We start from the raw sequence: 26404 nt of genomic DNA, 5'->3' as shown, positions 1-26404 counted from the left end.
GTATGCTGTACATTCATCGATGGATAAGTGTTGTGGCAGGTTTAGTGATTATTTTCATATGCGTCACCGGCTTGACGATGCAGTCTATGGATATGTTTGCGAATGTTACTCATCAGCCCGCCTCTAATCCGACCATTCAGGAGTTTCGGCAGCATTTAAATGGCCCGGATAATTACGCTGTCATTTCAGACCCTGACTACACAGCTAGTGTTTTGCCAGTCGGTCTCGACAAGTACGCCGCGCTAGTGCGCGTAGCGGCTGCTGGGCGCGCCGCGGAGCCCGGTCAGCCGATGCGCTTGGTCGAGTTGCGGATGGTCGGCAATCGGGTAGCTGGTCAGGTCAAGATGGGCGGCAAACGCCTGCTTTACGATGCCTTGACCGGAGCGCGTCTTCCTGACTCGCAGCTTCCGCCCGCCGACCCGAACGAGATATCGAAAGGCCTGAGAGCCGAGACGAAAAACTGGCACAAGTTCGCGTTCAACCAGGTCTTGCTCCAGAAGGCTTCGACCGTCAACCTGGTGGCCGGAACCGCAGTCATCAGTCTGATGGTGACAGGTCTCATCCAGTATTTCCGCATGCTCAACAGACGGCAAAGCGCCGGCAAGGCACAGATGTTCTGGTCCGGCGGAGGCTTCTGGCGGAAGTTTCATCGCTGGACTGCCCTCGTCTCGGTCGTGCTCGTGATCTACCTCGTGACGACCGGCATGCTCCTCGCGGTGTCGGACATCGGTGCCGGCATTGCGGAGGTGTATATGCCAAGAAATCTGGGCGGCGGGTACTGGCGCAACCTGCATGACACGGGGGATGACGCTGGCCGGCATCGTCTCGTAGCGCGGCCCGTGCATCCAGACAATGGGGATTACTCGTCACCCATCGCCGATGCCGATATCCAGGCGATGACGACAGCAACCACCGCAGCCTTCGAGCGCGATCAACCTGGAACGCCGATCAAGGTTTTCCGGCTCAGATACTTCGCCGGCTATTCTCAGGGCGTCATCGTGACGGGCGAAAACCCGCCATTGCAGCATGTCTACGATACGACCAACGGTCGGGAACTGAGCGAGACGGAGCCCGGGTACCCCATTTCCAATTTTCCGTTCGGGTGGCAGTGGCATCAGACGGTGAAGAAATTCCATCGCGGCGACATCTTCGGCCTCGGCGGCAACGTGTTCGAATGGCTGAGTGGGGCTGCGTTGCTGTATCTCGCCAGCTCTGGATTGTGGATGTACTTCAGCTTGTGGCGGAGAAGAGCGAAGTCTGGGAAGCGTCAGATCGTCTGGCGATAGCACGGCCGATCGTGGGACGGCGATAAGGAACATCGCCGCCATTCCTGTCCGAGGCGGTTGTCTGAACAACCGTCACTACCGATCTCTTTTACTCGACTCGATTTCGATGCAACTCCTACGATATATCCACCGATGGGTCGCGCTCATCGTCGCAATCGTTACCCTCTATCTTGGCGTGACGGGCTCGGCGATCCAGATGATCGACATTCGTTCAATTCTGGCGCACATCCCGGCGACGGACGCTAATGTGCGCGCGATGCATGAAGGCTTCGATGGACCACCCGGTTTCGCGGTGCGCAAGAGTGCCGACTATGCGGCCCAATCTCTTCCCGTTGGCGCCCCGTTGGCATCGATGCTCGACCAAACCGTGCGGTCGGCACGCGCCAGCCTGGGTGCTACACCTCTTCGCTATGTCGAGCTGCGAATGGCCGGCGACACGCCCGTCGGGCAGGTCGGTGTGGATGACGGCTATCTGCGCGTCAATGCCCTGAGCGGTGCGCTCGTTGCGCGGCTCGCGCAAGAGCCAAAGGAGGCAGAGTTCCCCGACTCAGCGCGCAATACGTTCAAAAAGCTCCATCGAATGACCACGTTCGGCGACTGGGCGTTGCTCGTCAACTGCGCGGCGGCGCTTGCGCTCGCGATGCTCATCGTGACCGGCACCATCGTCTATCTCAGGATGTTCTTCCAGCGCCGAAAGAATGGAGGTAACAAGTTTTTCTGGTCAGGCGGCGGGCTCTGGCGCTCCTTGCATCGGACGATCTCCATCGTCTGCTCGCTCCTGCTTGTGTGGATCACGCTGACTGGGGGATGGCTGACTGCCGATGCGCTATATCGCAGCATCAGCATCAGGCAATCAGCTGGCGTGCCGAGCCCGGCCGTTCAACCTGTCCCGCTCGACGATGCCCGGCTGCCGCAGATGCTGAGTGTAACTTTGGCTGCGGTACGGGCCGCTGCAGGGGACGCGCCGATCCAGGTCGTGCGCCTGCGCAACTATGGCGGGTACCGTCAGGGCGTCGTCGTGACTGGCGGCGACGCGTCCCGACAATTCGTATTTAACGCCGACACCGGCGTTGCGATGTCGGAAACCGAGCCGGGCTATCCGCGCGCTCATTTCCCGTTCGGCTGGCAAGCGCACCAACTGGCCAAGAGCCTCCATCGCGGCGACTTCATTGGACTGCCGGGCCGTCTGCTGGATGTGTTGGCCGCACTGGCACTTATCTATCTTTCCATCTCGGGGGCTGTGATGTATTGGCAGATGTGGCAGCGCCGTCGGCAAAACGGACGCAATCAGATCCTCTGGAAGTGATCCGTGTACATGTCTTCGAAGACTAAGCCATCAGTCAGATGGCAATAAGAATTCCCCGCGAAGAGTGGGACCCGCAGAACATTGCAATGACACAAGATCTAACGATGAACGACAGCCTACAAACGCAACCGAGCGAGCTCGACAACTGGTCTGTTTCACGGCGCACGCTGCTCAAGCGCGCGGTACTGCTGGCTGGGCTTGCGAGTATTGGCCGGGGCATACTCCCGGTCATGGCAGCAAGTAGAGAAATAGACCTCTATTCCGGGTCCTGGATACGCAAAGGTGGCAAGAAAGGGTTTTACCGCTATAAGTTCGATACTGGAAGCGGAAAGCTAACCTTTGCAGAAAAGATAGATGATGCCTACAGCGTCGGCGGCACCTTGGTGAATGCCGCTCGAAAACTGGTTTACATCACCGACGAAAGTGATGAACAACCCGATTTTCGTGTCGGCGGCGGCGGGACGGTCGGTGTTTATCGCATCAATCCTGCGAGTGGTGCGCTCACCAAACTCGGCGCGCAAAAATCCTACGGCGCCAACCCATCCATGATCTCTATCGACCCTACCGGAAGGTACATGGTCGCCTCAATCCATGCCTCCGATGATGCGGTCACGCGAGTGGTCAAGACCGCCGCGCATCAATACGAGATCGTCGCGCAATACCCGACCACCTCGATCAATCTTTTCCCACTTAATGCTGATGGCACGCTTGCGCCCCCGCTTGACGTGCATCAGATGTCCGGTTCTGGCCCGCGCAAAAACCAGAGGACCTCGCATCCCCACTGTGTCGTATGGGAGCCGGAAGGCAAGTTTTTTATCTGCTGCGACAAGGGCGCCGACCGGATTTATTCGATGAGTATCGACTACGGTGTTGAGCGCATTGTTCAGACCGCCGCGCCCTACATGCTCGAGCCGGGTTCGCTTCCGCGCTATGCGCGTTTCAATGCCGACAAGAAACTGGTGTATGTGAACTTTGAGAACGCCAACGAGGTTGCTGTTTTCAGCTATAACGAGCGCGGCGCACTGACCAGGCTAGGAGCAGAGCCGGTCGTGACCCAGGCATTGATGGCGAAGATTCCCGCCGGCGCGCACCTCGAACAGCAGGACATGCGCCTGCATCCATCGGGCAAGTTTCTTTTTACCGTCGTTCGCGGTTCACTCGACTACATGGAAGGCGACGAGCGCAAATACAAGAAGGGCTTTGACGGCGTGACGTCCTTTGCGATTGGCAACAACGGCATGCTCAAGCGTATCGATACCATTGAGCTGGCGGCAAACTGGCCGCGCGGGTGCGCGATTTCACCTGATGGCCGCTATATCGTCGTGCCCTGCCTTTACAGCGATGAAATTTTGACCCTGGCCATTGCTGAAGACGGCACGCTGTCAAAGGTTTCGAGCATTGCTCAGAACGCAGCGGCAAACCTCGATTTTTTTGCTGCCTAGTCTTGCGTTCAATTCATAGTGGAATTTGATTGAGTGGCATTGCTCCAGCGCACTCTTTGGGCTTGGCTAGGTTTGGATAGAGTAGAGGCTGTTGCGAAATTAGTTAAACAGAGGCGTTAGGCACGCCCAGCAAATTAAGGCGCAAGCCAAGGACCGGAATGCTTCGTGAACATGAGCATAGCGTTCGTAACGAATCTTGATGCGTCGAAACGAGTGAAGTCATGCAATCGAACGCTCGTCTGGCCAACGCGTTTTGCCGAGGCCACTGTCATGTGGCAAGCCGATTTTTGCGAGCACTGGCGTGATGCCTCGTTCGCGCAAGTGCTCCCGATGGGGGGGTGAAACTGTAGCCCCGGTCGCCCTGAACGATTTGCAGCTTGTGCAGGGGGCCACCCTGCTTGCCCCGGATGTGTGGAATTGCATCGACGAGCGCATCAAGCTGGGTCATGTCGTGCCGGTTCGCCGCGCTCAGGATGACCGCGAGCGAGATGCCTTGCGCGTCGACAATGAAGTGGTGTTTGCTGCCGAGCTTGCGCCGGTCCGTGGAATTCGGGCCGGTTTTAAAGCAAAACGGTCTCATCGCTTCCTGAGTACATCATTCTCGGCTTGGCAGGCCCTTTGCCTCTTCGCGGTGGCACCCTGTAATCAATCGCTACCGTTACCCACTTTTTGTTCGTCGCCCGTCATCCGGCGTCCCAACTTGCTTTCGTGGCAAGCACGTAAGAATTGGCAAATCAATGGACGGATTTGAGTACCCCTGAAGTGGCACGCGGGCCTTGCTCAGGACGGGTTTCGCTCGGCATGATGCCAATAGACCGCCCTTTGCGGCCCGCCGTCAACCAGAACGCCAGCGCAGTTACCGACATTACGCCACGTCCAGCTTCTGCCAGCAGGTCGCTACGAATTGCACGGCTTGCGTCGACGAAACGAATGAATTCCCAACGTTCATTGAAGCGGGAAGCCTTCGGCGAAAGTCTGCCGTAGATAGGTGACGAACAGCGCTACCGCTCGCGGAACATGCTGCGTGTACGGCCGCACCAGATACAACTGCTCTGCAAAGGCGCCGACTGGCCGCCAGTCCGGCAACAGCGTCACGAGTTTGCCCGTGTGGATGGCGCTCTGTGCGGTGAAGTCAGGTAGGAGGGCGATGCCCATATCGTCGAGGGCCGCGTCGCGCAGCGCTTCGCTGTTATTGGCCGAAAACGGACCGTTAACGGTAATCATGATCGGGTCGTTATTGCCCTTGCGCGTGGATCGACGCTCAAACGACCAGATTCCCGAACCCATTGCACGCGGATAGAACAGGCAGTCGTGGGACGGGAGATCGGCGGGAGATTTGGGTGTGCCGTGTCGGCGAAGATAGGCGCGGGTCGCGACGATTACCGAGCGAGTCTCGCAGAGATTCCACGCGACATGTGTTTCCGGTACCTGTGCACTGTGGCGGATCGCGAGATCGAAGCCCTCGGTGGCGATCGAGCTAAGCCGGTCGGACACTTCGAGTTGCACGCGAACTTCAGGATTCGCTCGCAAAAAAGCCGACATCTTCGGCACCAGTTGCTGGCGGCCGAACGCCACTGGCGCGGTGACACGAATAGACCCACGTGCCACGCCTGCCATTTCCCGCACTGTCGAGAAACTGGTTGCAATGCGCTCGTATTCTGCCCGCGTGTTCTCCACTAGCCGCTGACCGGCCTCGGTGAAGCGGACGCTGCGGGTGGTCCGCTGGACCAGCGCGATGCCCGCAGCGCGCTCCAGTTCCGCGATGCGCTGGCTCATTGCGGCTTTGCTCACGCCAAGCCGCAATGCAGCCGCAGTATAGGTTCCCTGTTCGGCGAGCACCGTCAGCCAGTGCAAATGTACCCATAGGTTTTCGACTTTTTGGGCATCCATATCTTTATTGTTCACTCCTGAAAACAATCAGTTCAATCTTAACGTCTTTGCAGACGTTTGGTCACTTCATACACTGCGGTTACTGCCAACTAAATTGAGGAGTCGACGTGAAGGTGTTCAACGATACAGGTGACGTAACGCATTTCATCCACGGTGAAGCGGTTCGAGGGCACGGTACCCGAACCCAGGCTGTGTTCAATCCGGCGACTGGCGAGCGCCCGCGCAAGCTGGTGCTAGGTGAGGCGGCCGACGTCGACGCGGCAGTGGCCAGCGCGAAAGCCGCCTTCCCGAAGTGGAGAAATACGCCGCCGATCCGTCGTGCCCGCGTGATGCTGCGCTTCCTCGAATTGATGAACCGCCATACCGACGAACTGGCCGCCATCATCACCGCAGAACACGGCAAGGTATTTTCCGACGCCAAGGGGGAAGTGGCGCGTGGTATCGACGTGGTCGAATTTGCCTGCGGCATTCCGCAACTGCTGAAAGGCGATTACACGGAGCAGGTGTCGACGGGCATGGACAACTGGACGGTGCGTCAGCCGTTGGGTGTCGTTGCGGGCATCACGCCGTTTAACTTCCCGTGCATGGTGCCGTGCTGGATGTTTCCGGTCGCGATCGCAGCCGGCAACACGTTCATCCTGAAGCCGAGCGAGCGCGACCCCTCGGCGTCGTTGTTCATGGCAAAACTGCTGAAGGAAGCGGGTTTGCCTGATGGTGTGTTTAACGTGGTGCAGGGTGACAAGGTCGTGGTCGATGCATTGCTCGCACATCCGGACGTGAGGGCCGTGAGTTTCGTCGGTTCGACGCCCATCGCGAACTACATCTACGAGACTGGCGCAAGAAACGGCAAGCGCGTGCAGGCACTCGGTGGCGCGAAGAATCATATGGTTGTGATGCCGGACGCGGATATCGATCAGGCTGTCGATGCCTTGGTCGGTGCGGGTTACGGGTCGGCGGGCGAGCGCTGCATGGCGATCTCGGTGGCGGTGCTGGTCGGCGATGTGGCTGACAAAATCATGCCGCGTCTCGCAGAACGCGCGCGCAGCCTTATCGTGAAGAATGGCATGGAAGCGGATGCGGAAATGGGGCCGATCGTCACACGCGAGGCCCTTCAGCGCATCGAAGGCTATATCGCGACGGGCGTCAGCGAAGGCGCCACGCTGGTCGTCGACGGTCGAGGCTTGAAAGTCCCCGGTCACGAAGACGGCTTCTTTACGGGCGGAACGTTGTTCGACAACGTCACGCCGGAAATGCGCATCTATAAGGAAGAAATCTTCGGACCGGTGCTCGCCTGCGTGCGCGTGAAGGACTTCACCGAAGCGGTCGATCTGGTCAACGCGCATGAATACGGCAATGGCGTTGCGTGCTATACACGCGACGGTCACATCGCGCGCGAGTTTGGAAACCGCATTGAAGTGGGGATGGTGGGCATTAACGTACCGATCCCGGTTCCGATGGCGTGGCACGGCTTTGGCGGCTGGAAGCGCAGCCTCTTCGGCGACACGCATGCCTACGGCGAAGAGGGCGTGCGCTTCTACACGAAGCAGAAATCGATCATGCAGCGTTGGCCGGAAAGCACGGAGAAAGGCGCTGATTTCGCGATGCCGACGGCCAAATAAGTTGTCGTGCGTGTCACGCATTTGACGTAGCAATCGCAGTAGGGCGCCACCATCAAGGTGGCGCTGAGTGGCATTGCTGAGTCGGGTGACGAGCCTAGGTTCTCACCCGATCTTCGGTTTGCCGGCGGCAGGCGGACGGATTATCGGTCCGCCTTTTTTCGCTGTCCCACGCGCAAGCCATACGTCCCCAACTTCGCCCGCCACACCCGAACCCAACGGGTGAACTTTCTCGTCCGAACTTTTGCCTCTTCACTCAATCTGCTAGCCGTGTGAACGCCCCGCATACGGGATTCGCTGGCGGCTGAAACACGTCTGTGCCTGACGGCGTCCTGTCATAAAAAAAATCGTGCCTTGGGCGCATTTTTTATTGCTTTACCCGGTTTCCGTTGTGCCCGACATTACGTTCCATCAACGCCGCTGCTGCCGTCAGTGCGGTCGTTAAGGTGGTTCGCGCCGGTCGATAACATGGAATGGACGGCCTACATCTGGCTGCCCCGGAGACAAAACTAAAATGACAGAAACGCACGAAATTCGCCCGCTGAGCGGCGTCAATGTGATCGACTTCGGCCAGTATATTGCCGGGCCGGCAGTGTCGATGATCCTCGCGGATCTCGGCGCAACAGTCATCCACGTAGACCCGCTCAATGGTCCGCTTTGGGACAGTCCCGCGAATGCGGTCCTGAACCGCAACAAGCTGACCGTGCGGCTGGATCTCAAGACTGAAAAAGGACTGGCGGACGCGTTGGCGCTAATCGCTCGGGCCGATATCGTCGTTGAAAATTTCAGGCCTGGCGTGATGGCTCGTCTCGGCATCGACTTCGCTGTTTTGCGGCGGGAGCGCCCGGATCTGATCACGCTGTCTATACCGGGTTTTGCGAGTAATGACGACTTGCGCCGCGAGTGGCGCGCGTTCGAACCGATCATCGCATCGGCCTCGGGTGTCTTCACGGACATGGGGCAGAACCGCGTTCTGATGGGCATCAATCCCAGCTTCTCGCCTTTGCCGCTTGCCTCGGCTTACGGCACGATGCTCGGTGTGTCGTCCGTGGTGTTGGCCTTGCAGGCGAGAGAGCGGACTGGCCGCGGCGATCGGATCGAGGTGCCGCTCGCGTCGGCGGTACTGGAAGGCCTTTCCTACAACTCGATCAAGATCGATGGCTATCCGGAGCGTTATAAAACCCTGCGCGAGAAAGAGGTCGAACGGCGCCGCACGACAGGTCAGCCGATGGATCTGTGCTACGAGGCGTTGCAGGAATATCTCGACCCGTTCTATCGCACCTATGAGTGCGCGGATGGCCGGAAGTTTTACGCAGTCTGTCCGTCGCATCGGTCGCATGCGAAGCGTTGCCTCCAGGCGATGGGGCTTTACGATGAGATGGTCGCAGCAGGCCTGCCCACGGTCAGCGATCCGTATCGGCCGGTCGCCGAATGGGACGGCGATGCATCGCTCGGCGTCTATCCGCTACCTGTGCACTGGGCCGCGCGCATTTCGGCACGGATGAAGGAAGTTTTTCTCACGAGAACTGCTGCGGAGTGGGAGCGTATTTTCGGTGAAGGTGGCTTTCCCGGCGCGGCGCATCGGACCACCCGCGAGTGGCTGCACGACGACCATGCCAATCTGGCCGGCCTCGTGGTCGAGGTTGACGATCCAGAATACGGGTCGATGAAACAGCCTGGGCCTGTCGCATGGCTCGAGGACAGCGCGGATTCGATGCTGGAACCGCGCCCGCGCAGTGAAGGGACGGTTGCCGATGCGTTTGCCGCACTCGATGCGTCGCCGCGTGTGACGCGTACTCCTGCGCCGGCAAAGAACGTCGGTGGATGGCTTGACGGCCTGCGGGTGCTCGATCTGACCAACGTGATCGCGGGACCGCATTCGACGTCTTTTCTCGGACGATTTGGCGCAGACGTGATCAAGCTCGATCCTGTCACGCCCAACTACGATCCGTGGAATACAGTCGTGTTCGGTATGTCGTCGGGGCGTGGCAAACAGAGTGTCCTCGTCGATCTCGCGAACGCGGAAGGTCGCGAAATCTTCAATAAACTGGCTCGCTCGGTCGACGTGATCGTGATGAACGCACCGGACCGCCAGCTCGCGCCGCTCGGTCTCGATGAAGCAAGCTTGCGCGCCGTCAATCCCGGCGTGGTGTTCTGCCAGCTCGATTGCTTCGGCGGTCCTCGACGTGGCCCGCGTACCGATTACCTGGGTTACGACGACCTGATCCAGGCGTGCACCGGAATTATGGTGCGCTTCGGCGGCGGCATGGCGACCCCGGAAGAGCATGCACACGTCGGCACGATCGACGTGATGTGCGGATTCGCCGCTGCGCTCGGTGTTGCCGCCGCGCTTTATCGCAAGGCGTTGACGGGGAAGGGCGGTCGCGCACGAACGTCACTGGCGGCTTTGGGAAATCTCGTCCAGATACCGTTCTGCTACGACTACGCAGAGCGTCCGCCATTCGACGAGCCGTCGGGTCGGGAGGTCCAGGGTTTCAGCGCACTGTCGCGTTTCTTCCGCGCCGCCGACGACTGGATCTACGTGCACACCCACGAGCAGGAACTGGCCCGCCTGGATCAGGTGGAAGGTCTGCGAGGCATCGTATCCGCTGCGGAGCCTGGCGCGTTCCTCGCCCGTGCGCTCGACACGGCATCGGCGAAGACCTGGCAGACCCGTCTGCAGGCGGCAGGCATCGCTGCAGCAGCGCCCGACAATCTCGACAACCTGCGGCGGGAAACGTCTCGCCCCGCGGATGGCAAGCCAGGGCTCGACCACGGTAGCTTCGCATTCAGCGTGTATGACGCACATCCGAGTGGCCACCGCGTTACCCAGCTCGATCCAGTCGCGATCCGGCCGGATGAAGCGAACATACGCGTGCTGAAGCCAGCGGAGAAATTCGGTGCTTCTACGCGGCCAGTGCTTCGTGCACTCGGTTATCAGGAAGGCGCGATCGACGCGCTGATTGACCGGCATGCGATCGGCGTGAGCTGGTCCGACGAGTACCTGCCGAGCTGAAATCCATCTGCAGTATTGCCGCGCGGCTTGAGAGCCGGCGCGCGGCGGCATCCGATGGCGAAGCGGGCGGCGTCCGCACGGACGTCGCTCCAATACGGAGAGAAAATGTTAGCAAACCAGAACAAACCGGAGACGGTAGTCAGATCGCTCGGCGAATTTGACTACATCGTGATTGGCGGGGGAACTGCCGGATGTGTCGTCGCTAATCGCCTTAGCGAAGACTCCGATGTGTCTGTTCTGCTGCTCGAAGCTGGCGGCAAGGACAATTATCACTGGATCCACGTGCCAGTCGGCTATTTGTACTGCATCGGCAATCCACGGACTGACTGGCGCTTCCGAACCGAAGAAGAATCCGGACTGAATGGCCGGTCGCTCAGTTATCCGCGAGGTCGTGTGTTGGGTGGATGTTCGTCGATCAACGGCATGATCTACATGCGTGGCCAGAAGGAAGACTACGACGAATGGGCCCATATCACAGGTGATTCGAACTGGCGCTGGGATTCAGTGCTCGAGGTCTTCAAGCGAAGCGAGGATTACCACGGTGGCGCGAGTGAGTCGCATGGCGCTGGCGGCCCATGGCGCGTGGAGAAACAACGTCTTAGCTGGCCGATTCTCGAGGTGTTCGCCGAGGCTGCCCAGCAAACCCGGATACCACCCACATCTGACTTCAATCGGGGCGACAACAACGGCGTTGGCTATTTTGACGTCAACCAGCGGCGGGGAATCCGGTGGAATGCATCAAAAGCTTTCCTGCGACCCGCTGCCGGGCGGAAAAACCTGACGATCGTCACGCATGCTCAGACGGACCGGTTGCGGTTTGACGGATTGCGTTGCAACGGTGTTGAGCTCCGCATCGGTGACGAGCAGGTGACTGCGACCGCCAGGCGGGAAGTCATCTCCTGTGCGGGCGCTGTCAATTCACCGAAGCTCCTTGAGCTGTCGGGTATCGGGCAACCGGAGCGGCTCGCCGCGTTGGGCATCAGGACGCGTGTCGGCCGCCGGGGTGTTGGCGAGAACCTGCAGGATCACCTGCAACTGCGAATGGTATTTCAGGTTGACGGAGTGAGTACGTTGAACACGCTCAGTGCAAGTTGGCTGGGCAAGCTGCGCATTGGTCTTGAATACGCGATGTTTCGAAGTGGGCCGATGGCCATGTCGCCTTCGCAGTTGGGCGCCTTCACCGCCTCGGACCCGGCCAGCGAGCCAGGCGCGCGGCCTGACGTCCAATACCACGTGCAACCGCTGTCACTCGATCGTTTTGGCGAGCCGCTGCATCGATTTGATGCCTTTACTGCGTCGGTGTGCCAATTGCGACCCTCTTCCCGAGGGAGCATTCACGCCGTGTCAGCTGATCCTTCGTCCGCCCCCCAAATTGTGCCGAACTACCTGTCGACGGATCTCGACCGGCAAGTCGCGGCAAACGCATTGCGACTCACGCGACGTATTGCGTCGGCACCGGCATTGGCGCGATTCAAACCGCGGGAGATCCTTCCGGGCGTTCAGTTTCAAACAGAAGCTGAGCTTCAGCGCGCGGCCGGGGATATCGGCACCACAATTTTTCATCCGGTCGGTACGTGCAGGATGGGGCGCACCGATGATCCCGACGCGGTTGTCGACTCCCGGCTTCGCGTAATAGGCGTATCCGGTCTGCGAGTGGTCGATGCGTCTGTAATGCCTACGATTACCTCCGGCAATACGAACTCGCCGACATTGATGATTGCCGAACACGCAAGCGAGATGATCCGCAAAGACCGAAAGCAGAAGAAAACTCCCGAGGCCGTTGGGAGTGCGGCAACGGCACTAATGTCCTGACAGGTTCGGTTTTCCGCGCACGAATTCGCGAGTTTTGCGTATTGACGCGCGGAGCGCATAGACGGGTGGCGCGTCGAATCACCCGAAATAGCAAAAAAGATCTGGAGACAATCATGCAGCAAACAACCTCATCTGTTGCCCCGGCGACGACGCCGGCGAAAATTCGTCTGGGCGTCGAGCGTCGGTGCATCGACTACGTTCCGCACTCGGAGCGGCACGGCAAGATCTGGCATCTCGGCGCGATCTGGTTCTCGGGGTCGACACAAATCGCGACGCTCGCCGTTGGCGCCATTGGCGTGGCGATGGGCGCCAACCTATTGTGGACGGCCATTGCAGCCGTGCTGGGAACTGCGTTCGGCACCTTCTTCATGGCATTCCACTCCACTCAGGGGCCGCAACTCGGATTGCCGCAGATGATCCAGTCGCGCCCGCAATTTGGCTACATGGGCGCGCTGCTCGTGTGGGTTGTGGCGCTTGTCACCTACGTGGGCTACAACGCATTTAATCAGGTACTGGCCGGCGATACGATCCACAACCTGATACATATCGACCCGAAGCACGGCCTTCTCGCGTTCACCGTGCTGTCGCTCGCCGTGGCATTTCTTGGGCACGACTGGATTCATAAGGCTCAGCAATGGATCGCCGTGTCGATGACGATTGTTCTGATCATCTTCGCCGTTGGTGTAGGCTTCTCCGTCAAATTCGACGCATCGCAATTCAGTCTGAGTGAGTTTCACGGCGTGCCGTTTTTCATCCAGTTTTTCGCAGCGGCCGCCTACCAGTTGAGCTGGGCGATCTATGTGTCCGATTACTCACGATATATGCCCGCGAATGTGGGTGTTCGTGCGTCGTTCTGGTGGACATACCTTGGCGCGTTTATCGGTGGAGCGTCGATGATGCTGGTCGGCGCGGCAGCCGCGACTTTTCACGCCAAGGCTGATATTTCGGCTGCGGTACAACTCCTTGGCGATTCGATTTATCCAGGCTTTGGCGTGTTGACGCTTGTTCTGTCTCTGGCGGCACTCGTGACCATGGCCAGCCTGAATTTCTATGGAGCGTCGCTCACGCTGCTCAGCATCGCAGACTCGTTCAAACCGGCTCGTTCTTCCGTCAGGGCGCGGCTTATCAGTCTTCTGATCGTCGCTGTTGCGGCGACACTCATCGCACTCGATGCTTCGGGAGACTTTCTGGCGAAGTTCGGCGACTTCCTTGGCGTTCTGCTGTACCTCTTCACGCCATGGACCGCAATCAATCTGGTGGATTTCTATCTTGTGCGGAAGACCGAATACTCGGTGCGTGAGATTTTTAATCCCAGAGGGATGTATGGACGTTGGAACTGGCGCGGGTTGAGCGCGTATTTCATTGGTTTTGCCGCGATGATTCCTTTCTCTTCGAACGGGTTTTACATCGGCCCATTTGCGAAACTCATCGGCAATATCGATATCGGGATGGTCATCGGTCTTGTGGTTTCAGCCGGTGTCTATTTCTGGGTATGTCGTTCTCTGGATACCCAGACAGAGCGCGTTCTTGCCAGACAGGCCGACGTTGGCCTCGACGTCGACCGATAGTCACAGCAGGCTCAATACATCGACTGCGACTGGATGGCCTCGAATCATCTGGCTGTGATTCGACGGTGCAAAGTAGTCGGGTGTCTTCCCGGTCCTGCATCAGATATCTGATGCAGGCACTCGGCAACGAATTGAAAGCCAGGAGCGAATCTGTCGGCGTTTATCCGTCTGGAGAAGCAGGCGCCTACGAGTAAAATTCGCTCCGGGTCCGCACGTTGCGGCTACGCTTAATCGTCGCAATCCGAGATCTCGCCCGATGAAACAATTGCCCCCGCTCAACTGGCTGCGCGCTTTCGAATCGTCAGCTCGGCACCTCAACTTTACGCATGCCGCGACTGAACTGAATCTCACGCAAGCTGCGGTGAGCCAACAGGTTAAGGGCCTCGAAGCGCAACTAGGGGCCGCGCTATTTAAACGGCTGCCCCGCGGTATTGAGCTTACCGAAGCCGGGTTGGCTTATTTGCCGGTTGTTCACCAGGCTATCGAGCGTCTCGCAGCGGCGACGGCTGAAATTTTCGGGCAAGGCCACAAAAGATTGCTGACGGTCCGCGTGAGCCTTGTTTTCTACACGCAGTGGCTTGCCACACGTTTGCCTGAGTTTCGCCGCCGGCACCCCGACGTCAATCTGCGCATTACGAGCAACATCTGGGGCGGAGATAGTAGCGTGACAGACAGCGAAGCAGATCTGGAAATCCGTTATGGCCACGGCGAATGGAGCGGATTAAGAGTGGAGCGTTTGACATGGGACACTCTGCTGCCAGTGTGCTCGCCTACACTTCCCCTATCAGATGCACCTTTGTCCTCTCCAAGGGACCTTGCGCACTATGAGTTGCTGCATGTGCTGGGATATGAAGAAGGTTGGGGCTATTGGTTAAAGAAGGCGGGGGCGCCCAAGGTGGATTCTTCAAAGGGAATGCAGTTCGACACCTTGATTTCCGCGCTGAAAGCTGCGGAGCTTGGACAAGGCGTAGCGCTGGCTCGCTCGTCGCTGGTCGAGCATATGTTGGAGGGTGGGCAATTAATTGCACCATTGCTACCCCACTTACCGACGCAGGAAGCGTTTCACCTTGTCTACGAACCGCACAGTCTCGTCAATCCACAGTGCGCGGCCTTCGTGGTTTGGTTGACCGAAATCGCTCAAGAACAACGCCTCCGCGGTCGCTAGAGGTGGGTGGGTACAGGCCTTTCCATCTAGGCGATAGTCGAACTTCCATGTTTTGGAGCCCGCTGTCGAGACCCGCAGACACATGGAATCGCGATCACGGATCTTGTAGGGCTTGTCTTGTGCTTTGGCGTTCAGTAGAAGCGGGTGGGTGAGCCTCATAGCGTTCTCCCTGACGGATAACCACCATCAATTTTATCCGCAATTTAGCTGCAAAACTGCCAGCAGCAGCCGGAATGCGGCGGCTTGCACTGGATGAGACGCCATGGACCGGGTGGGCGTTTTGAGTGAGCGCGTAGAGCTTCAACCATTCGCTGTATCCCTTTACCAGAAATCCTCCCGAGCGTTCGATGTATTGTTGACGGTATGTCTCGTAGACATCTCTCAGCGCGAACCACGGCACATGCGGCAGATCATGATGAACCAGATGGTAGTTGTTGTTCAGAAACAGCGCGCGCCAGAACCAGTTTGTTTCGTTCAGCACGGATCGATGCGCGGGCACATGCGCCGCGCGATGTTCATAAAACGAGCGCACGGAACTGATCGACAACGCGCCATATCCGACACCGAAAATGAACAGCCATGCGGGCATGCCTGACACGCGATCGAGCCACGCGGTCAGCGCAATGAGCATGCAAGCATGGGCAATCCATAAGGGCATATCGCGCCAGTCGCCGTTCACGAATTTGCGCGCAGCGTCGGCGGCTGTGCCCGCGATCGAGAACGCCGGACCCACCAGCAAACGTCCGATAAACGTATTACGCACGGTCAGCAATGCGCGCGTGACCGGACCGGCGCGCTGCCACGCACGCGCGTCGATGAAGTAACTTTCCGGGTCGTGATCGGGTTGCGTCAGATGCGCATCGTCGTGATGCTGAAGATGCGCGTCGCGATAGATGCCATACGGAAACCACACCGCGAACGGCATAAAGCCCAGCATGCCGTTGATAAAGGGCGAGCGCGTTGGATGACCGTGCAGCAACTCATGCTGCAACGACATATACCAGGCGCCATGCGCGGCCAGCAGTGCGGTTGCCAGAGGTAATCCCAGCATGCGTATGTGGAATACGATCGCCAGCCAGCTTCCATAAAGCACGACGATCAACAGCCACGTGGGCCATTCGGTGCGCCACGTCCAGGTGGCACGTAAGCGCGCGAGTGCCGCGCGTTGAGTTTCGTCCAGGTAGATCGCCATCGGGTTCGCAGTTGGGGCTGGGATGGGCAACGACGATGCCCGTTCAGATGCGATCCTAAGCGCGACGATGTGCGGGTCGAACCAATTTGTTCGGCAAAGCATGTGCGGATGACAGGAATGGAAAGCCCCTAAAAAAGGGGCTAAATGCCGTCGCGCGCATCAATGGCGCGGTGCAATCGCGCAGCCGTGATCGAGTAGACCTTCCGCCGAACCGCTGCCGTTGTCGACGTCCATGCCGCTATTGACGATCAGCCAGCCATCCTGCGTAGTGGATGCGCTTGCGCCCGTCACCAGAATGGTTTGCATACCCATTGCGACGGGGTCTTTTTTATCGCGCGCGACGATGTGAAACGGGTTGTTCGTCTGCGTGAGCGAGGTCACGCGCATGATCCTGTAGCGCTGGCCGTCGAGTGTGTCCCAGCGCCACTGGCCGACGGTGTCGTTGCGATGACTTGCGAGTGCCGTCGTGACGTCCTTTCGCATGCAGTCGAGATGGATATGTAACTGTTGCTGCGAGCGTCGATACTTGGAGTTGATTTCCATACCCATCGCGTTAGCGGTGACCGTCTGCTTCAGCGACGCCTCGACGTACCGGCGCGATAGCCACGCATAAGACCAGTATTCCGGTGCATCGGCCGCGACAATCTCGGGGCTTTCGATGCCGGTGATGCGATCCGTCGGAATTAACAGATGCTGTGCGCGTCCGCTGATGTCTTTCAATACCGCATACCGCTGCGTGAGATCGACGAAGGTGCATTGTCCGGGCCGGTGCAGATCCCGTTGCGAAGGCACGCATTGCAGTCCGACGATCTTCCACAATGCGTCCGGATCGAGTGCGGCAACGCGCGACGCAAGGTGCGCGCATCCCGCCATCGCTATAGCCGAGCATAGCGCGATGGACGCGCGGATCAGGCGCGAGGTGTGTCGAATGCCGGTTGTGGTCGTTGTGGTCGAGGGCGCCGTCCCCATCGGACCTCGCATCAAAGCACGGGCGCGGGCAGTACGCCCAGCACGCGTTCGAACGCGATGCCGATTGCCAGAAGGCGTCGGTCGCTGCCGAGCGGGCCGTCGAGTTCCAGGCCGACCGGCAGGCCGTGATCGGTGACGCCAGCGGGCAGCGAGAGGCCGGGAATGCCCGCGTTGCTCGCGGGGTCGGTGTTGCGCAGGAAGGCCGCCATTTCATCGATCGGTGTTGCGCCGTCTATCGTTACCGTCGACGAACAGTTCAGTTCATCGACCGGCACCGCAACGAGTCGCGTGGTGGGGAATAACAACGCGTCGAGTCGGTGCGTTGCGAAGGTGTCCGCATAGTGCTGCTGAAGCTTTGGACGATGCACATTCATTGCATCGTGATACAGATGATCCAACGCGTTGGCGAGGATCGCATCGTACGCATCCCGAACGTCGGGACTGGCGATGCGCGCTGCGATTTCCGCCACGGTCCGCACCGGCGCGTTGTTGGCGGCGAGCCACTCGGGCACGTCGTCGCGCGCTTCGCGGATTGCAACCGGCGCGCCGATAAGGTCGTTGAGCGGCAGCAGGTCGGGCATGTCCACGGGCACGAAGGTGACGCCGGTGGCTTCGAGTCGTGTCAACGCCGCGCGCGTCACCTGTTCGACGACGCGTTCGAGCGCGTCCCACAGCGGCGTGGGCAGGCCGATTCGCAAAGCCGCAAGTTCGACGTCGGGCAGCACGCGTTCGCCGGTGATCACGCCGTCGAGCAGTGCGATGTCCGCAACGGTGCGCGCCATCGGCCCGATTGTGTCGCGCGTATGACTGATCGGCACGACTGCGTTCGGGTTGTGATAGCGGCGCTCGGCGCCGCCGTTGCCGACCGACGGCCGGAAGCCTGCAATGCCCGTCAGTGCCGCGGGAATCCGCGTCGAGCCGCCGGTGTCGGTGCCAAGTCCTGCGGGGCTCAAGCGGGCCGCGATGGCCGCTGCGGTGCCGCCTGACGAGCCGCCCGCGATCAGGCGCGGATCGTACGGATTGCGCACCGGCCCGGCGTGTGGCGCCAAGTTCGAACTGGTGATGCCGAACGCGAGTTCGTGCATGTTAGCCTTGCCGATCATCACGGCACCGGCCGACAGCAACCGTTCGACACTCGGCGCGTTCTCAGCGGTGACGAAGTTTTCGAGCGCTGGTGTGCCTGCGGTGGTCGGCAGATTGCGCGTGTTGATATTGTCCTTGATGACGACCGGCAAACCCGCGAGCGGCAACGCGGCGCGGGCGGCGGGCGGAAGTGCGTCGATGCGTTGTGCGGCGGCCAGTGCGCCGTCCATGTCGAGCACGGTCAACGCGTTGAGCGTGGACAGCGAGCCCGCTCTTGCGAGCAGCGTCGCGACGTAATCCGCGGCCTTCAGGCGGCCTGCCTGAATCGCTGCTACGGCTTCGCATGCGGTGAGCGCAAGCTGCCGGTCGACGGTCCATGTCATGCGTGATCTCCGAGTGAGCGGGCGGATGCGTCGCTCATTCTGGCACAACACTTTGCGGCACGCCCATCGGCGCGCATTCGACCTTGACCGCGCTGAAACCGGGCTGGCTATTGCGACTGTTTATGTGGCTTGTGCCGGTTATCGATCCACAGCCGCCCCCACCGGCATGCGTACGCCAATGCGTGCTCTTCATCGAAGAAGTAATCGAGTGCGTCGAACGAATGCGCGTCGTACCGATGACCGGACGCGGCTTTCCCGATGGTCAGATTGGCTGCGAACAGCCCGTTCGGAAGACGTTGCGCATCGGGCGCCACGTCATAGCCTTTATAGCGAAGTGCGGATCGGTTCATATCGTGCGGGTCGAGTCCGGTTGCGTTGCGATCGCTCGCGTGTCGGGAAACGAAAGTGGCCATGCAGATCTAGCGTAGGCGCGTGCCCGTCAACCGTGAACGAAGCATTCGTGACAAGTAAATCAGTGTGTGTCTGCAACGGTTAGCGCGAACCGGCATCGCATGCACGCATGCGTTCGACGCATGCGTTCGACGCACGCATGCATGAGAAAAAAGAATGCATGAGCAATACGCATGGACTGGCATGCGCGGATGAACACAGAGGTAAGCAAGACGCGGAGACCCGCGAAGAGGGCGGGCAATGAAGTTCGGCGCGAGCGGCGAACGGAGAGGAGCAGACAACCGGCAGAGGACGACGCGCGCTATACGGCCGCGCGTCGTTGTCGCTATAGAGGCCTTTTAACCCGCGAGCGTCAGCACCTTCGCTTCGTGCGATTCACCGGCTTCGCCCGGCATGTCGCGCTGATGGGCCGCGACGCGATGGAATGCGAGTGCGAATTGCGCAGCCTGCTCACCGACTGTCGCCAGTTGAGCGACCACTTTAGGATCGGAACATTGCTCGCTGCTTTCGAAGCGGGTTTCGAGCGTGTTGATGCCTGCGCCGAACGGTGTCGGCCAGCCCCGCAATGCGTGGACGATCGAGCGCAGCGATGTCAGCACGGAACCGGCGGCCTGCCATCCGTATGCGGTCACGATGCAGCCTACTGCGCGTCCGTCCAGATACGGACGTGGGTCGTCGCGCAGTTCTTCCAGCGTGTCGAGTGCGTTTTTGACAAGGCCGGATACGCCGCCGTGATAGCCGGGCGTGGCGATGATCACCGCGTCGGCATGGCGGACGGCTTCGATCAATTCGCGTTGCGCGTCGGTGCGTTGCAGCTGCTCGGGCGCGTAGTGCGGCAAGCTATGCAGAAACTCGCCGCCGAACAGTCGCGTGCGCGCGCCGGACGCTTCGGCGCCGCGCAGCGCGAACGCGAGTGCGCGTTCCGTCGACGAAGCCGCGCGGGTCGTGCCGCCGATACCGACGACGAGCGGACGGCGCTGATGATCGAAACTGGACAAGGCAACACTCCTGTTAGGCTGAATTCGGTGGGCTGCGGGCAACGCGGCTCAGACCACCATCTTAGAGAGCGCATCGGCGCGCGGGAAACGACTAATTGTTCTAAGGATATGCATGATCGACGCTTCGTGCAGCGGGGCGGTCCGCGCAATCGTGCGCGGCCACGCACTGATAAGCATATGGAAAAGGATTGGTAGCGCGATCGCGGGCGGCGTCGATAAGATGAATTCGTCTCCTCCATGATGACTCTTGATATGGGACTGGCCCCGGCATCGAACGATACCGGGGCTTTTTTTCGTCTGTATCGCGGGTCCTCGGGCTAAAAACAGGCTGAAATCAGCAAGAACCGGGACGAACGGCGCTGCGACGATGGTCGATAATCGGACTTCGCGGCGTGCGCATTGCGCGGCTCCGCGCCATTTCCTGGTTCCACGTCATCTGCTTCCGTACTATGGCCGACCTGTTCAACGATCTCCCTGTTCCCGATGTCGACTGGTATCCGGAGTGGCTGTCGCCTGATGCCGCCGCGAGCGCGCTGGCGCGTCTGATCGATGAAGTCGCGTGGCAGCAGGACATGATGCGCACGCCCGCCGGTCGTGTGCCGCTGCCGCGCTTGACCGCCTGGCAAGGCGAGCCGGACGCCGTCTACGTCTATTCGGGCATTCGCAATGTGCCGCAACCGTGGACGGCGGTTGTTAGCACACTGAAAGCCGCGGCCGAAGCCACCTGCGGGCATCGTTTCAATAGCGTGCTGATCAATCGGTATCGAAGCGGTATCGACAGCATGGGATGGCACGCGGATCGCGAACCGGAGCTCGGTCGCGAGCCCGTGATTGCGTCGGTCAGCCTTGGTGCCGCGCGAAGTTTCGATCTGCGGCATAACAAAACGGCGGTCACGCAATCGTATCGGCTGGGCGGCGGCAGTTTGCTGGTGATGAAAGGCCGCACGCAGGCGGACTGGCGGCATCGTGTGCCGAAGGAGCCGCGCGTGATCGGCGAACGGATCAATCTGACTTTTCGTTGGGTTTTCCCGCCATCGTGAGCTGCTTCTTTCGTTAGAAATGCTATTTGGCGTTTCAGAAAACCTAGCGAAATAAAAAGTTTATGCGCATAAGGATGCGCGGTGCCTCCCGCCAATCGCCGTCGTCGCGCGCGCCGCTTGCCTACAATGGATGGGTAGTCGGTGGGCGTTTCCGCGCGGTTGCGGACAAATTAGGCATGCCGCGTGGCACAACGCTTGCGCGTCTACACCTGTCTTTTTGAAAGGAGGGTGCAATGAATATCGAATTCACCGGACGTCGGGAAGTGGTGGCTGCAGCGCGTGTTGCCTTTGAAGCGAACGTCGGCGGGAAGGACGTATGGTGCAGCGTGTCCATGGACGCATTGAACGATCATTTCAAGAATGCGGGCACGTCGTCCCATGATCTGGTCAGCACCTTCGAGGCAAATCGCACGAAAATCGAAAACGCGGCACGGCGGGTATTGCAGCAAAACGGCGGCCAATCGGTCGAACTTGAAACCGGCGATTTCCACTAGATAGAATGAGTATTGCGCGGCCACGGCGTATCGATTTACCGTGACGCCGCGCGATTGGCGAGATCCGGGGAGTATTGCATTCGATTGTTGTCGGGTAATGCGTTAAATTAATTCTGGACGGTAATGTTGGAGAGGGTGGAGGAATATCAATTCATCGATAAGTAATTGCGAATCTTTAAGATCGCGTTACGCTATTAAAAGATTCCGGTGACATATTTCGCATGTCCGGTGTTATCCATTGCGGTGTATTGACGATTCGCGCAGCGATACGGACCACCGCGATCGCGCCGGCAGTTTCCAGCACACGAAAAGATGAAAACAAACCCCGTTTAATTGCCTCATATCGCGAATGCATTGCTGATCACGGGATGGGTTGCATCGCAATCCGTTTATGCAAATGTCACACTGAATTTCGTCAATGCCGATATTGATGAGGTTGCTAAAGCGCTTGGCGCCGCAACTGGTAAAACCATCATTGGCGATCCGCGTGGCAAAGGACAATTAAATCTGGTCCTGGAGTCTTCCGTGCCGGAAGAACAGGCGCTAAAAACGCTGGAAGCCGCATTGCGCATGCAAGGTTTCACGATGCTTCGCGAACACGGCGTTTTGAAGGTTGTGCCGGAAGCGGACGCAAAATTACAAGGCATGCGCAATTACATCGGAAACGCGCCGGTCGCGCGCGGCCGCTGATCTCGCGGAACAACACGATCGCGGCTTGCCGGCAAACAATACGAACGTCGTCACCGATTACGGCGATCGACCCGGCGACGCAACTGTCGAAGCTGCTCGACCCGCGCGTGATCGGCAATACGGACGCCACGCTGAACGTGTTCGTCACCGCCGACACCCGCACCAACGCGCGGCTGTTGCGCGCGTCGAACCACGCGGGTCGTGTCCGCGAAGGCACTGGCGCCACAGTTCGACGCGCCGACGAGGCGTGCAATAAGCGCGAGGTTCACGGTGCGCGATGCATCGTGAACTCGTGAACGACTGTGTCTACGCGAAGTCCATCGTGACGATACGCGCGGCTTCGGCGAGGACGTCGTCGCGCGGCTTTGCGTTCGCTTCCGGTTGCGTGTGGTAGATCGCGATCACGATCGGCGCGCGTCCCGGCGGCCACACCAGGGCAAGATCGTTCGCGGTGCCGTAATCGCCGGTGCCGGTCTTGTCGGCGACCTGCCAGCCGTCCGGCACGCCCGCGCGAATCCGTTTGTCGCCGGTCGTATTGCCGCGCATCCATGTCTGCAACTGTTCGCGCTGCGCTGCCGGCAGCGCGTCGCCGAGCGCCAGCGTGTGCAGGCTGCGGGCCATCGCGGCGGGTGTCGAGGTGTCGCGCGGATCGCCGGGCAACGCGTCGTTCAGCGCGGTTTCGATCCGGTCGAGCCGGAATTCAGCGTTGCCGGTGGATTGCGCAAACGCCGTGACCGCAGCCGGTCCGCCGACGATCCTGATCAACTGGTTAGCCGCGGTGTTGTCGCTGTATTGAAGCGCCGCGCCGCAGAGTTCGGCTACCGTCATGCCGTCGGCGACATGCTTGCCGCTGATCGGCGAGTAGTTGACCACCTCGCTTTGCGGCCATGTCACGCGGCGCGCCAGCAGGCCCGGATCGCGCACGCTCTGCGCGAGTATCGCGCCGGACAACACCACCTTGAACGTGCTGCAGAACGGGAAGCGCTCGTCGGCGCGATGGCCGATATGCTTGCCGCTCGCGGTATCGAACGCGGCGACGCCGAGCCGTCCGCCGGAGCGTTTTTCCAGCGCGGTCAACGCGGCGGACGCGGATCGGGGATGCTTCGCGGGCGTGCTGCACGCGCCGATCGTGACGAACAGCGGTGCCGAGGCAGCGGCCAGCAGCAAGGTGCGGCGCTGGGAAGAGTGGGTCATTAGCTGTAGTCTCACTGACGAAAAGTGACGGGTGAAAACGGCTTGCCGAGGCAGGACTATCCGCTATTTTGCGGATGCAGACAAACGGGACGGCCCCGGCTTCCGGGGTGTCGATGCCTGCAAGCGCTGCGCCCGCTCCGCCACAGCCGCAACCGCAACCGCAAATCAATTTGGCGCCTCTATGATTCGGTCAGCGTGACCGGCTGCATGCCGGACATCATTCCATCCCATCGCGTTGACCCGTAACGGAGGACGTGCCGTGCAAGACAAGCGTCGCAGAATGCTCATCAAATCGACCGCCGCATTCGGCCTGACCCAACTGTTCGGCTTGCGCGCGCTCGACGCCCTGGCGGCGTCGGCGCAGTCGCTGAAGCCCGGCAGTCATGCCGCGCTGATCGTGGTGGATGTGCAGAACTGCTTTATCGACGGCGGCACCTTGCCGGTGAAGGGCGGCGCGGACGTCGTGCCGGTCATCAACCAGCTGGCGACGCACTTCGAAAACATCGTCATCACGCAGGACTGGCACACGCCGGGTCATGCGTCGTTTGCGAGCGCGCATCCGGGCAAGAAGCCGTTCGAGACGGCGAAGCTGTCGTACGGCACGCAGGTGCTGTGGCCGGATCATTGCGTACAGGGCACCGACGATGCCGCGCTCGACAAGGACCTGAAATTGCCCACGGCTCAGGTGATCATCCGCAAGGGTTTTCACAAGGACATGGACAGTTATTCCGCGTTCGAGGAAGCGGATCACAAGACCGAAACGGGATTGGCGGGTTATCTGAAGCAGCGACGCATCGACACGGTCTACGTGACCGGACTGGCGACGGATTTTTGCGTTGCATGGACGGCGATGGACGCGCGCAAGGCGGGCTTCAACGCCTATGTGATCGAGGACGCGACCCGCGCGATCGACCTGAACGGTTCGCTCGCGGCAGCGTGGAAGAGCATGGCACGCGCGGGGGTGAAGCGGATTCAGTCGCAGGCGATTCTGGCGGGGTGAGGGGCGGGCGAAATCACGGCAACGCGTTGCGCAGCGCTGCCGATGAAACGTCGTCGATATGCCGGAACGCGGGCGCGACGATATCGATTTCTTTCTCCGGCACCGCGTGCGCGTCGAAGCTGACCTTCCATTCGCGCACTTTCGACCAGACCTCGGCAATCGCCTGAGCCGCGTCGGCTCCGTACAGGCCGAACGCGTCTTTGGCGGCCAGCGCATTGTCGAGTGTCGCGAGCCGTCCTTGTGGACCGACACCCAGGTGCAAGTAGCGTTCGAACGCGCTGCTGGGACGCGGCAACACGTCGTAGAGCGGACTGAGCCGCCAGCCGGGCAGGCGGGCATCCCAGATAAAGCCGTGATTGCGCAGATGGTCGTCGTCGTTGCTGACCAGCACGTTGAAGATCATCCGCTTGAACAGCTCGCGAATGTCGGCCCGAATGAAATCGCGATGCACGTAGCGGCGGATCGTGTCGGCTACATCCTGATAGCGCTTGCCGATAGACTCGGATTCGGTGCAGCCGACCAGCGTCAGCGCGCTCGCAAACGGCACGCGTTGTTCGCTCGCGCCGGGCGACGGCGGCAGATAGAGCGCGTCGTCGCCGACACGCGTGGCCGCGTCGGGATGCGTCCAGTAGCGGTCGAAGCGGCGGATCAGCATCACGCGACGCTTGCCGAGCGACACGATCCGCGTCGGCGGCACGCGGATGCCGCATTCGGCGGCAAGTCTCAGCGTCGCTTCCTCGATCTGCGTGACGCTCATCCGGTCGCTCTTGCTGGGAAATTTCGCCAGCCACAGCACACGGTTGTCGTCGCGGATCGTCGCTTTCGGACGCGCCCCGCCCAGGCCGCTTCCCTGTACGAAAATCGCTTCGAGACCGCTCGGCACGGGCAAGCCTTCCTCGATCCGGTCTGCGGAATCGACCAGATACTGAAGGTTGTCCACGCCGACGTTCGCGGCGGTTTCGTCACTGTGCCGGTGGTTCTGTCCGTCGAGGGATTCGCGGATATCGAGCGCGCCGATTCGCTGGCCGCCCGCATGCAGAAGATAGGTGGATTCGGGCAGGCTGTTGGCGCCGGCCTTGAGCTTCGCCTCGATCACGCGACGGCCCCACGCGTCGGGCGCGGCGTCGCGGATTCCGCCGAACAGCGTCAGACCGTTCGCGGGGAACAGGCGCCTCGCGCGCACGGACTCGCGGTCCGACAGACTCAGGCTGACCGGATCGACTTCGATGGCGTCGGGCCGTTGGAGATAGCGTAAGCCATAGGCGAAACGCGAAGCCAAAAGCGTCGAGGCCTGCTCGGTGAGGTCGAGTTGACCGGCGGGCGCCCAACCATCGGCCAGCGACGCGAAAACGTACAGACGCTTTTCGCTGGACATCAGAAGTCGAGATCGTTCAGTTCGTTCGCCGTCAGGTCGCGCACGCGTTGGGTACGCTCGCGCGCGGTCTGCGCGTCGAGCGACGGGTCGGCGTTGGAGATGAGGTCGAGCAGGCTGAGGCCCGGTGCAATGGCTTCCAGATAACGCAGCCATTGACCCAGCGCGACGCCCGGGTCGCCTTTTTCAAGCCGGTAAGCGGTATTGCGGGACAAGCCCGCGCGCATCGCGGCGTCGCGCTGCTGGATGTGTCGCGCGACACGCAGCCGCGCCAGTGCGTTGCCGAGTTGGGCGCTTTCGGCGAGGACGGCGGGGCTGGCGGCGGCGCTTTGAGTGACTTTCATGTTCGTTTAATCGAGCCGTATATCGTTAAGGATCGAATATACGAACATGATAGGTCGGATACCGCGTCCGATCAAGCACATGCTCGTTTAATCGAGCCTAAACCAGATAGCGCTCGATTAAACGATCATTCCA

General features: G+C 60.2%; 20 protein-coding genes and 2 pseudogenes. 12 read left to right on the top strand and 10 right to left on the bottom strand.

From position 1 onward, the window contains the following. Positions 1-2 precede the first annotated feature (2 nt). From PW947_RS19340 to PW947_RS19330, 3 genes are all read left to right on the top strand, one after another. Positions 3-1286: a PepSY-associated TM helix domain-containing protein gene (locus PW947_RS19340; RefSeq protein WP_299633966.1), complete on the top strand. Its 1284-nt coding sequence runs from the start codon at positions 3-5 to the stop codon at positions 1284-1286. A gap of 106 nt (positions 1287-1392) precedes the next feature. Beyond that, entirely contained in the window at positions 1393-2592 is a 1200-nt protein-coding gene (locus tag PW947_RS19335; protein ID WP_299633965.1) for a PepSY-associated TM helix domain-containing protein, read from the top strand. Between the two features lie 104 nt (positions 2593-2696). Further along, entirely contained in the window at positions 2697-4034 is a 1338-nt protein-coding gene (locus PW947_RS19330; protein ID WP_299633964.1) for a beta-propeller fold lactonase family protein, read from the top strand. A 99-nt stretch (positions 4035-4133) separates the two neighbouring features. On the opposite strand, the pseudogene PW947_RS19325 reads toward PW947_RS19330, so the two are convergent. Further along, positions 4134-4590 (bottom strand): annotated as a pseudogene (locus PW947_RS19325) (transposase); the annotation flags it as partial. Between the two features lie 389 nt (positions 4591-4979). Then, positions 4980-5924, bottom strand: coding sequence for a LysR family transcriptional regulator (locus tag PW947_RS19320; protein ID WP_299634076.1), 945 nt, complete (start codon positions 5922-5924; stop codon positions 4980-4982). Positions 5925-6031: 107 nt separating this feature from the next. On the opposite strand from PW947_RS19320, the gene PW947_RS19315 reads away from it, so the two are divergent. The 5 genes from PW947_RS19315 (at position 6032) to gcvA (ending at position 15101) form a co-directional block, all read left to right on the top strand. Further along, positions 6032-7543 (top strand): CoA-acylating methylmalonate-semialdehyde dehydrogenase, encoded by a 1512-nt coding sequence (locus tag PW947_RS19315; RefSeq protein ID WP_299633963.1) that lies wholly within the window; start codon positions 6032-6034, stop codon positions 7541-7543. A 511-nt stretch (positions 7544-8054) separates the two neighbouring features. Further along, entirely contained in the window at positions 8055-10556 is a 2502-nt protein-coding gene (locus PW947_RS19310; RefSeq protein WP_299633962.1) for a CoA transferase, read from the top strand. A gap of 105 nt (positions 10557-10661) precedes the next feature. After that, positions 10662-12368, top strand: coding sequence for a GMC family oxidoreductase N-terminal domain-containing protein (locus PW947_RS19305; protein WP_299633961.1), 1707 nt, complete (start codon positions 10662-10664; stop codon positions 12366-12368). A gap of 113 nt (positions 12369-12481) precedes the next feature. Beyond that, positions 12482-13936, top strand: a complete 1455-nt coding sequence (locus tag PW947_RS19300) for a cytosine permease (protein WP_299633960.1) — start codon at positions 12482-12484, stop codon at positions 13934-13936. Positions 13937-14192: 256 nt separating this feature from the next. Continuing rightward, on the top strand, positions 14193-15101 hold the full coding sequence (gene gcvA, locus PW947_RS19295; protein ID WP_299633959.1) for a transcriptional regulator GcvA: 909 nt from the start codon (positions 14193-14195) through the stop codon (positions 15099-15101). Positions 15102-15195: 94 nt separating this feature from the next. Here gcvA and PW947_RS19290 read toward each other — a convergent pair whose 3' ends face one another. From PW947_RS19290 to PW947_RS19270, 5 genes are all read right to left on the bottom strand, one after another. Next, positions 15196-16293, bottom strand: coding sequence for a fatty acid desaturase (locus tag PW947_RS19290; protein ID WP_299633958.1), 1098 nt, complete (start codon positions 16291-16293; stop codon positions 15196-15198). Between the two features lie 159 nt (positions 16294-16452). Beyond that, a complete protein-coding gene (locus PW947_RS19285) occupies positions 16453-17166 on the bottom strand; it encodes a CDP-diacylglycerol diphosphatase (protein ID WP_299633957.1) in 714 nt (237 codons plus the stop codon). Between the two features lie 107 nt (positions 17167-17273). Beyond that, positions 17274-18728, bottom strand: coding sequence for an indoleacetamide hydrolase (gene iaaH / locus PW947_RS19280; RefSeq protein WP_299633956.1), 1455 nt, complete (start codon positions 18726-18728; stop codon positions 17274-17276). 107 nt (positions 18729-18835) lie between these two features. Next, positions 18836-19078: a transcriptional regulator gene (locus PW947_RS19275; protein ID WP_299633954.1), complete on the bottom strand. Its 243-nt coding sequence runs from the start codon at positions 19076-19078 to the stop codon at positions 18836-18838. Between the two features lie 399 nt (positions 19079-19477). Next, positions 19478-20137 (bottom strand): NAD(P)H-dependent oxidoreductase, encoded by a 660-nt coding sequence (locus tag PW947_RS19270; RefSeq protein WP_299633953.1) that lies wholly within the window; start codon positions 20135-20137, stop codon positions 19478-19480. A gap of 449 nt (positions 20138-20586) precedes the next feature. Between PW947_RS19270 and PW947_RS19265 the strand changes: the two genes are divergently transcribed. The 3 genes and pseudogenes from PW947_RS19265 to PW947_RS19255 all read left to right on the top strand — a co-directional run. Continuing rightward, on the top strand, positions 20587-21177 hold the full coding sequence (locus PW947_RS19265; protein ID WP_299633952.1) for an alpha-ketoglutarate-dependent dioxygenase AlkB: 591 nt from the start codon (positions 20587-20589) through the stop codon (positions 21175-21177). A gap of 233 nt (positions 21178-21410) precedes the next feature. Then, positions 21411-21671 (top strand): DUF1488 domain-containing protein, encoded by a 261-nt coding sequence (locus PW947_RS19260; protein WP_299633951.1) that lies wholly within the window; start codon positions 21411-21413, stop codon positions 21669-21671. Positions 21672-22004: 333 nt separating this feature from the next. After that, positions 22005-22604: pseudogene (locus PW947_RS19255) on the top strand (type II secretion system protein GspD); the annotation flags it as partial. A 63-nt stretch (positions 22605-22667) separates the two neighbouring features. Here PW947_RS19255 and bla read toward each other — a convergent pair. Then, positions 22668-23555, bottom strand: a complete 888-nt coding sequence (gene bla, locus PW947_RS19250; RefSeq protein ID WP_299633950.1) for a class A beta-lactamase — start codon at positions 23553-23555, stop codon at positions 22668-22670. A 280-nt stretch (positions 23556-23835) separates the two neighbouring features. Between bla and pncA the strand changes: the two genes are divergently transcribed. Continuing rightward, positions 23836-24555 (top strand): bifunctional nicotinamidase/pyrazinamidase, encoded by a 720-nt coding sequence (gene pncA / locus PW947_RS19245; RefSeq protein WP_299633949.1) that lies wholly within the window; start codon positions 23836-23838, stop codon positions 24553-24555. 13 nt (positions 24556-24568) lie between these two features. On the opposite strand, the gene PW947_RS19240 is transcribed toward pncA, so the two are convergent. Both PW947_RS19240 and PW947_RS19235 read right to left on the bottom strand, forming a co-directional pair. Beyond that, positions 24569-25930 (bottom strand): type II toxin-antitoxin system HipA family toxin, encoded by a 1362-nt coding sequence (locus tag PW947_RS19240; protein ID WP_299633948.1) that lies wholly within the window; start codon positions 25928-25930, stop codon positions 24569-24571. Further along, a complete protein-coding gene (locus PW947_RS19235; RefSeq protein WP_299633947.1) occupies positions 25930-26271 on the bottom strand; it encodes a helix-turn-helix transcriptional regulator in 342 nt (113 codons plus the stop codon). Before PW947_RS19235 ends, PW947_RS19240 begins: the two co-directional genes overlap by 1 nt. Between the last annotated feature and the right edge of the window lie 133 nt (positions 26272-26404).

It is taken from the genome of Paraburkholderia sp., assembly GCF_028283785.1.
GTDB lineage: Bacteria > Pseudomonadota > Gammaproteobacteria > Burkholderiales > Burkholderiaceae > Paraburkholderia.
The sequence above is the reverse complement of the archived record's forward strand: the minus strand, read 5'-3'. Positions and strand labels throughout refer to the sequence as shown.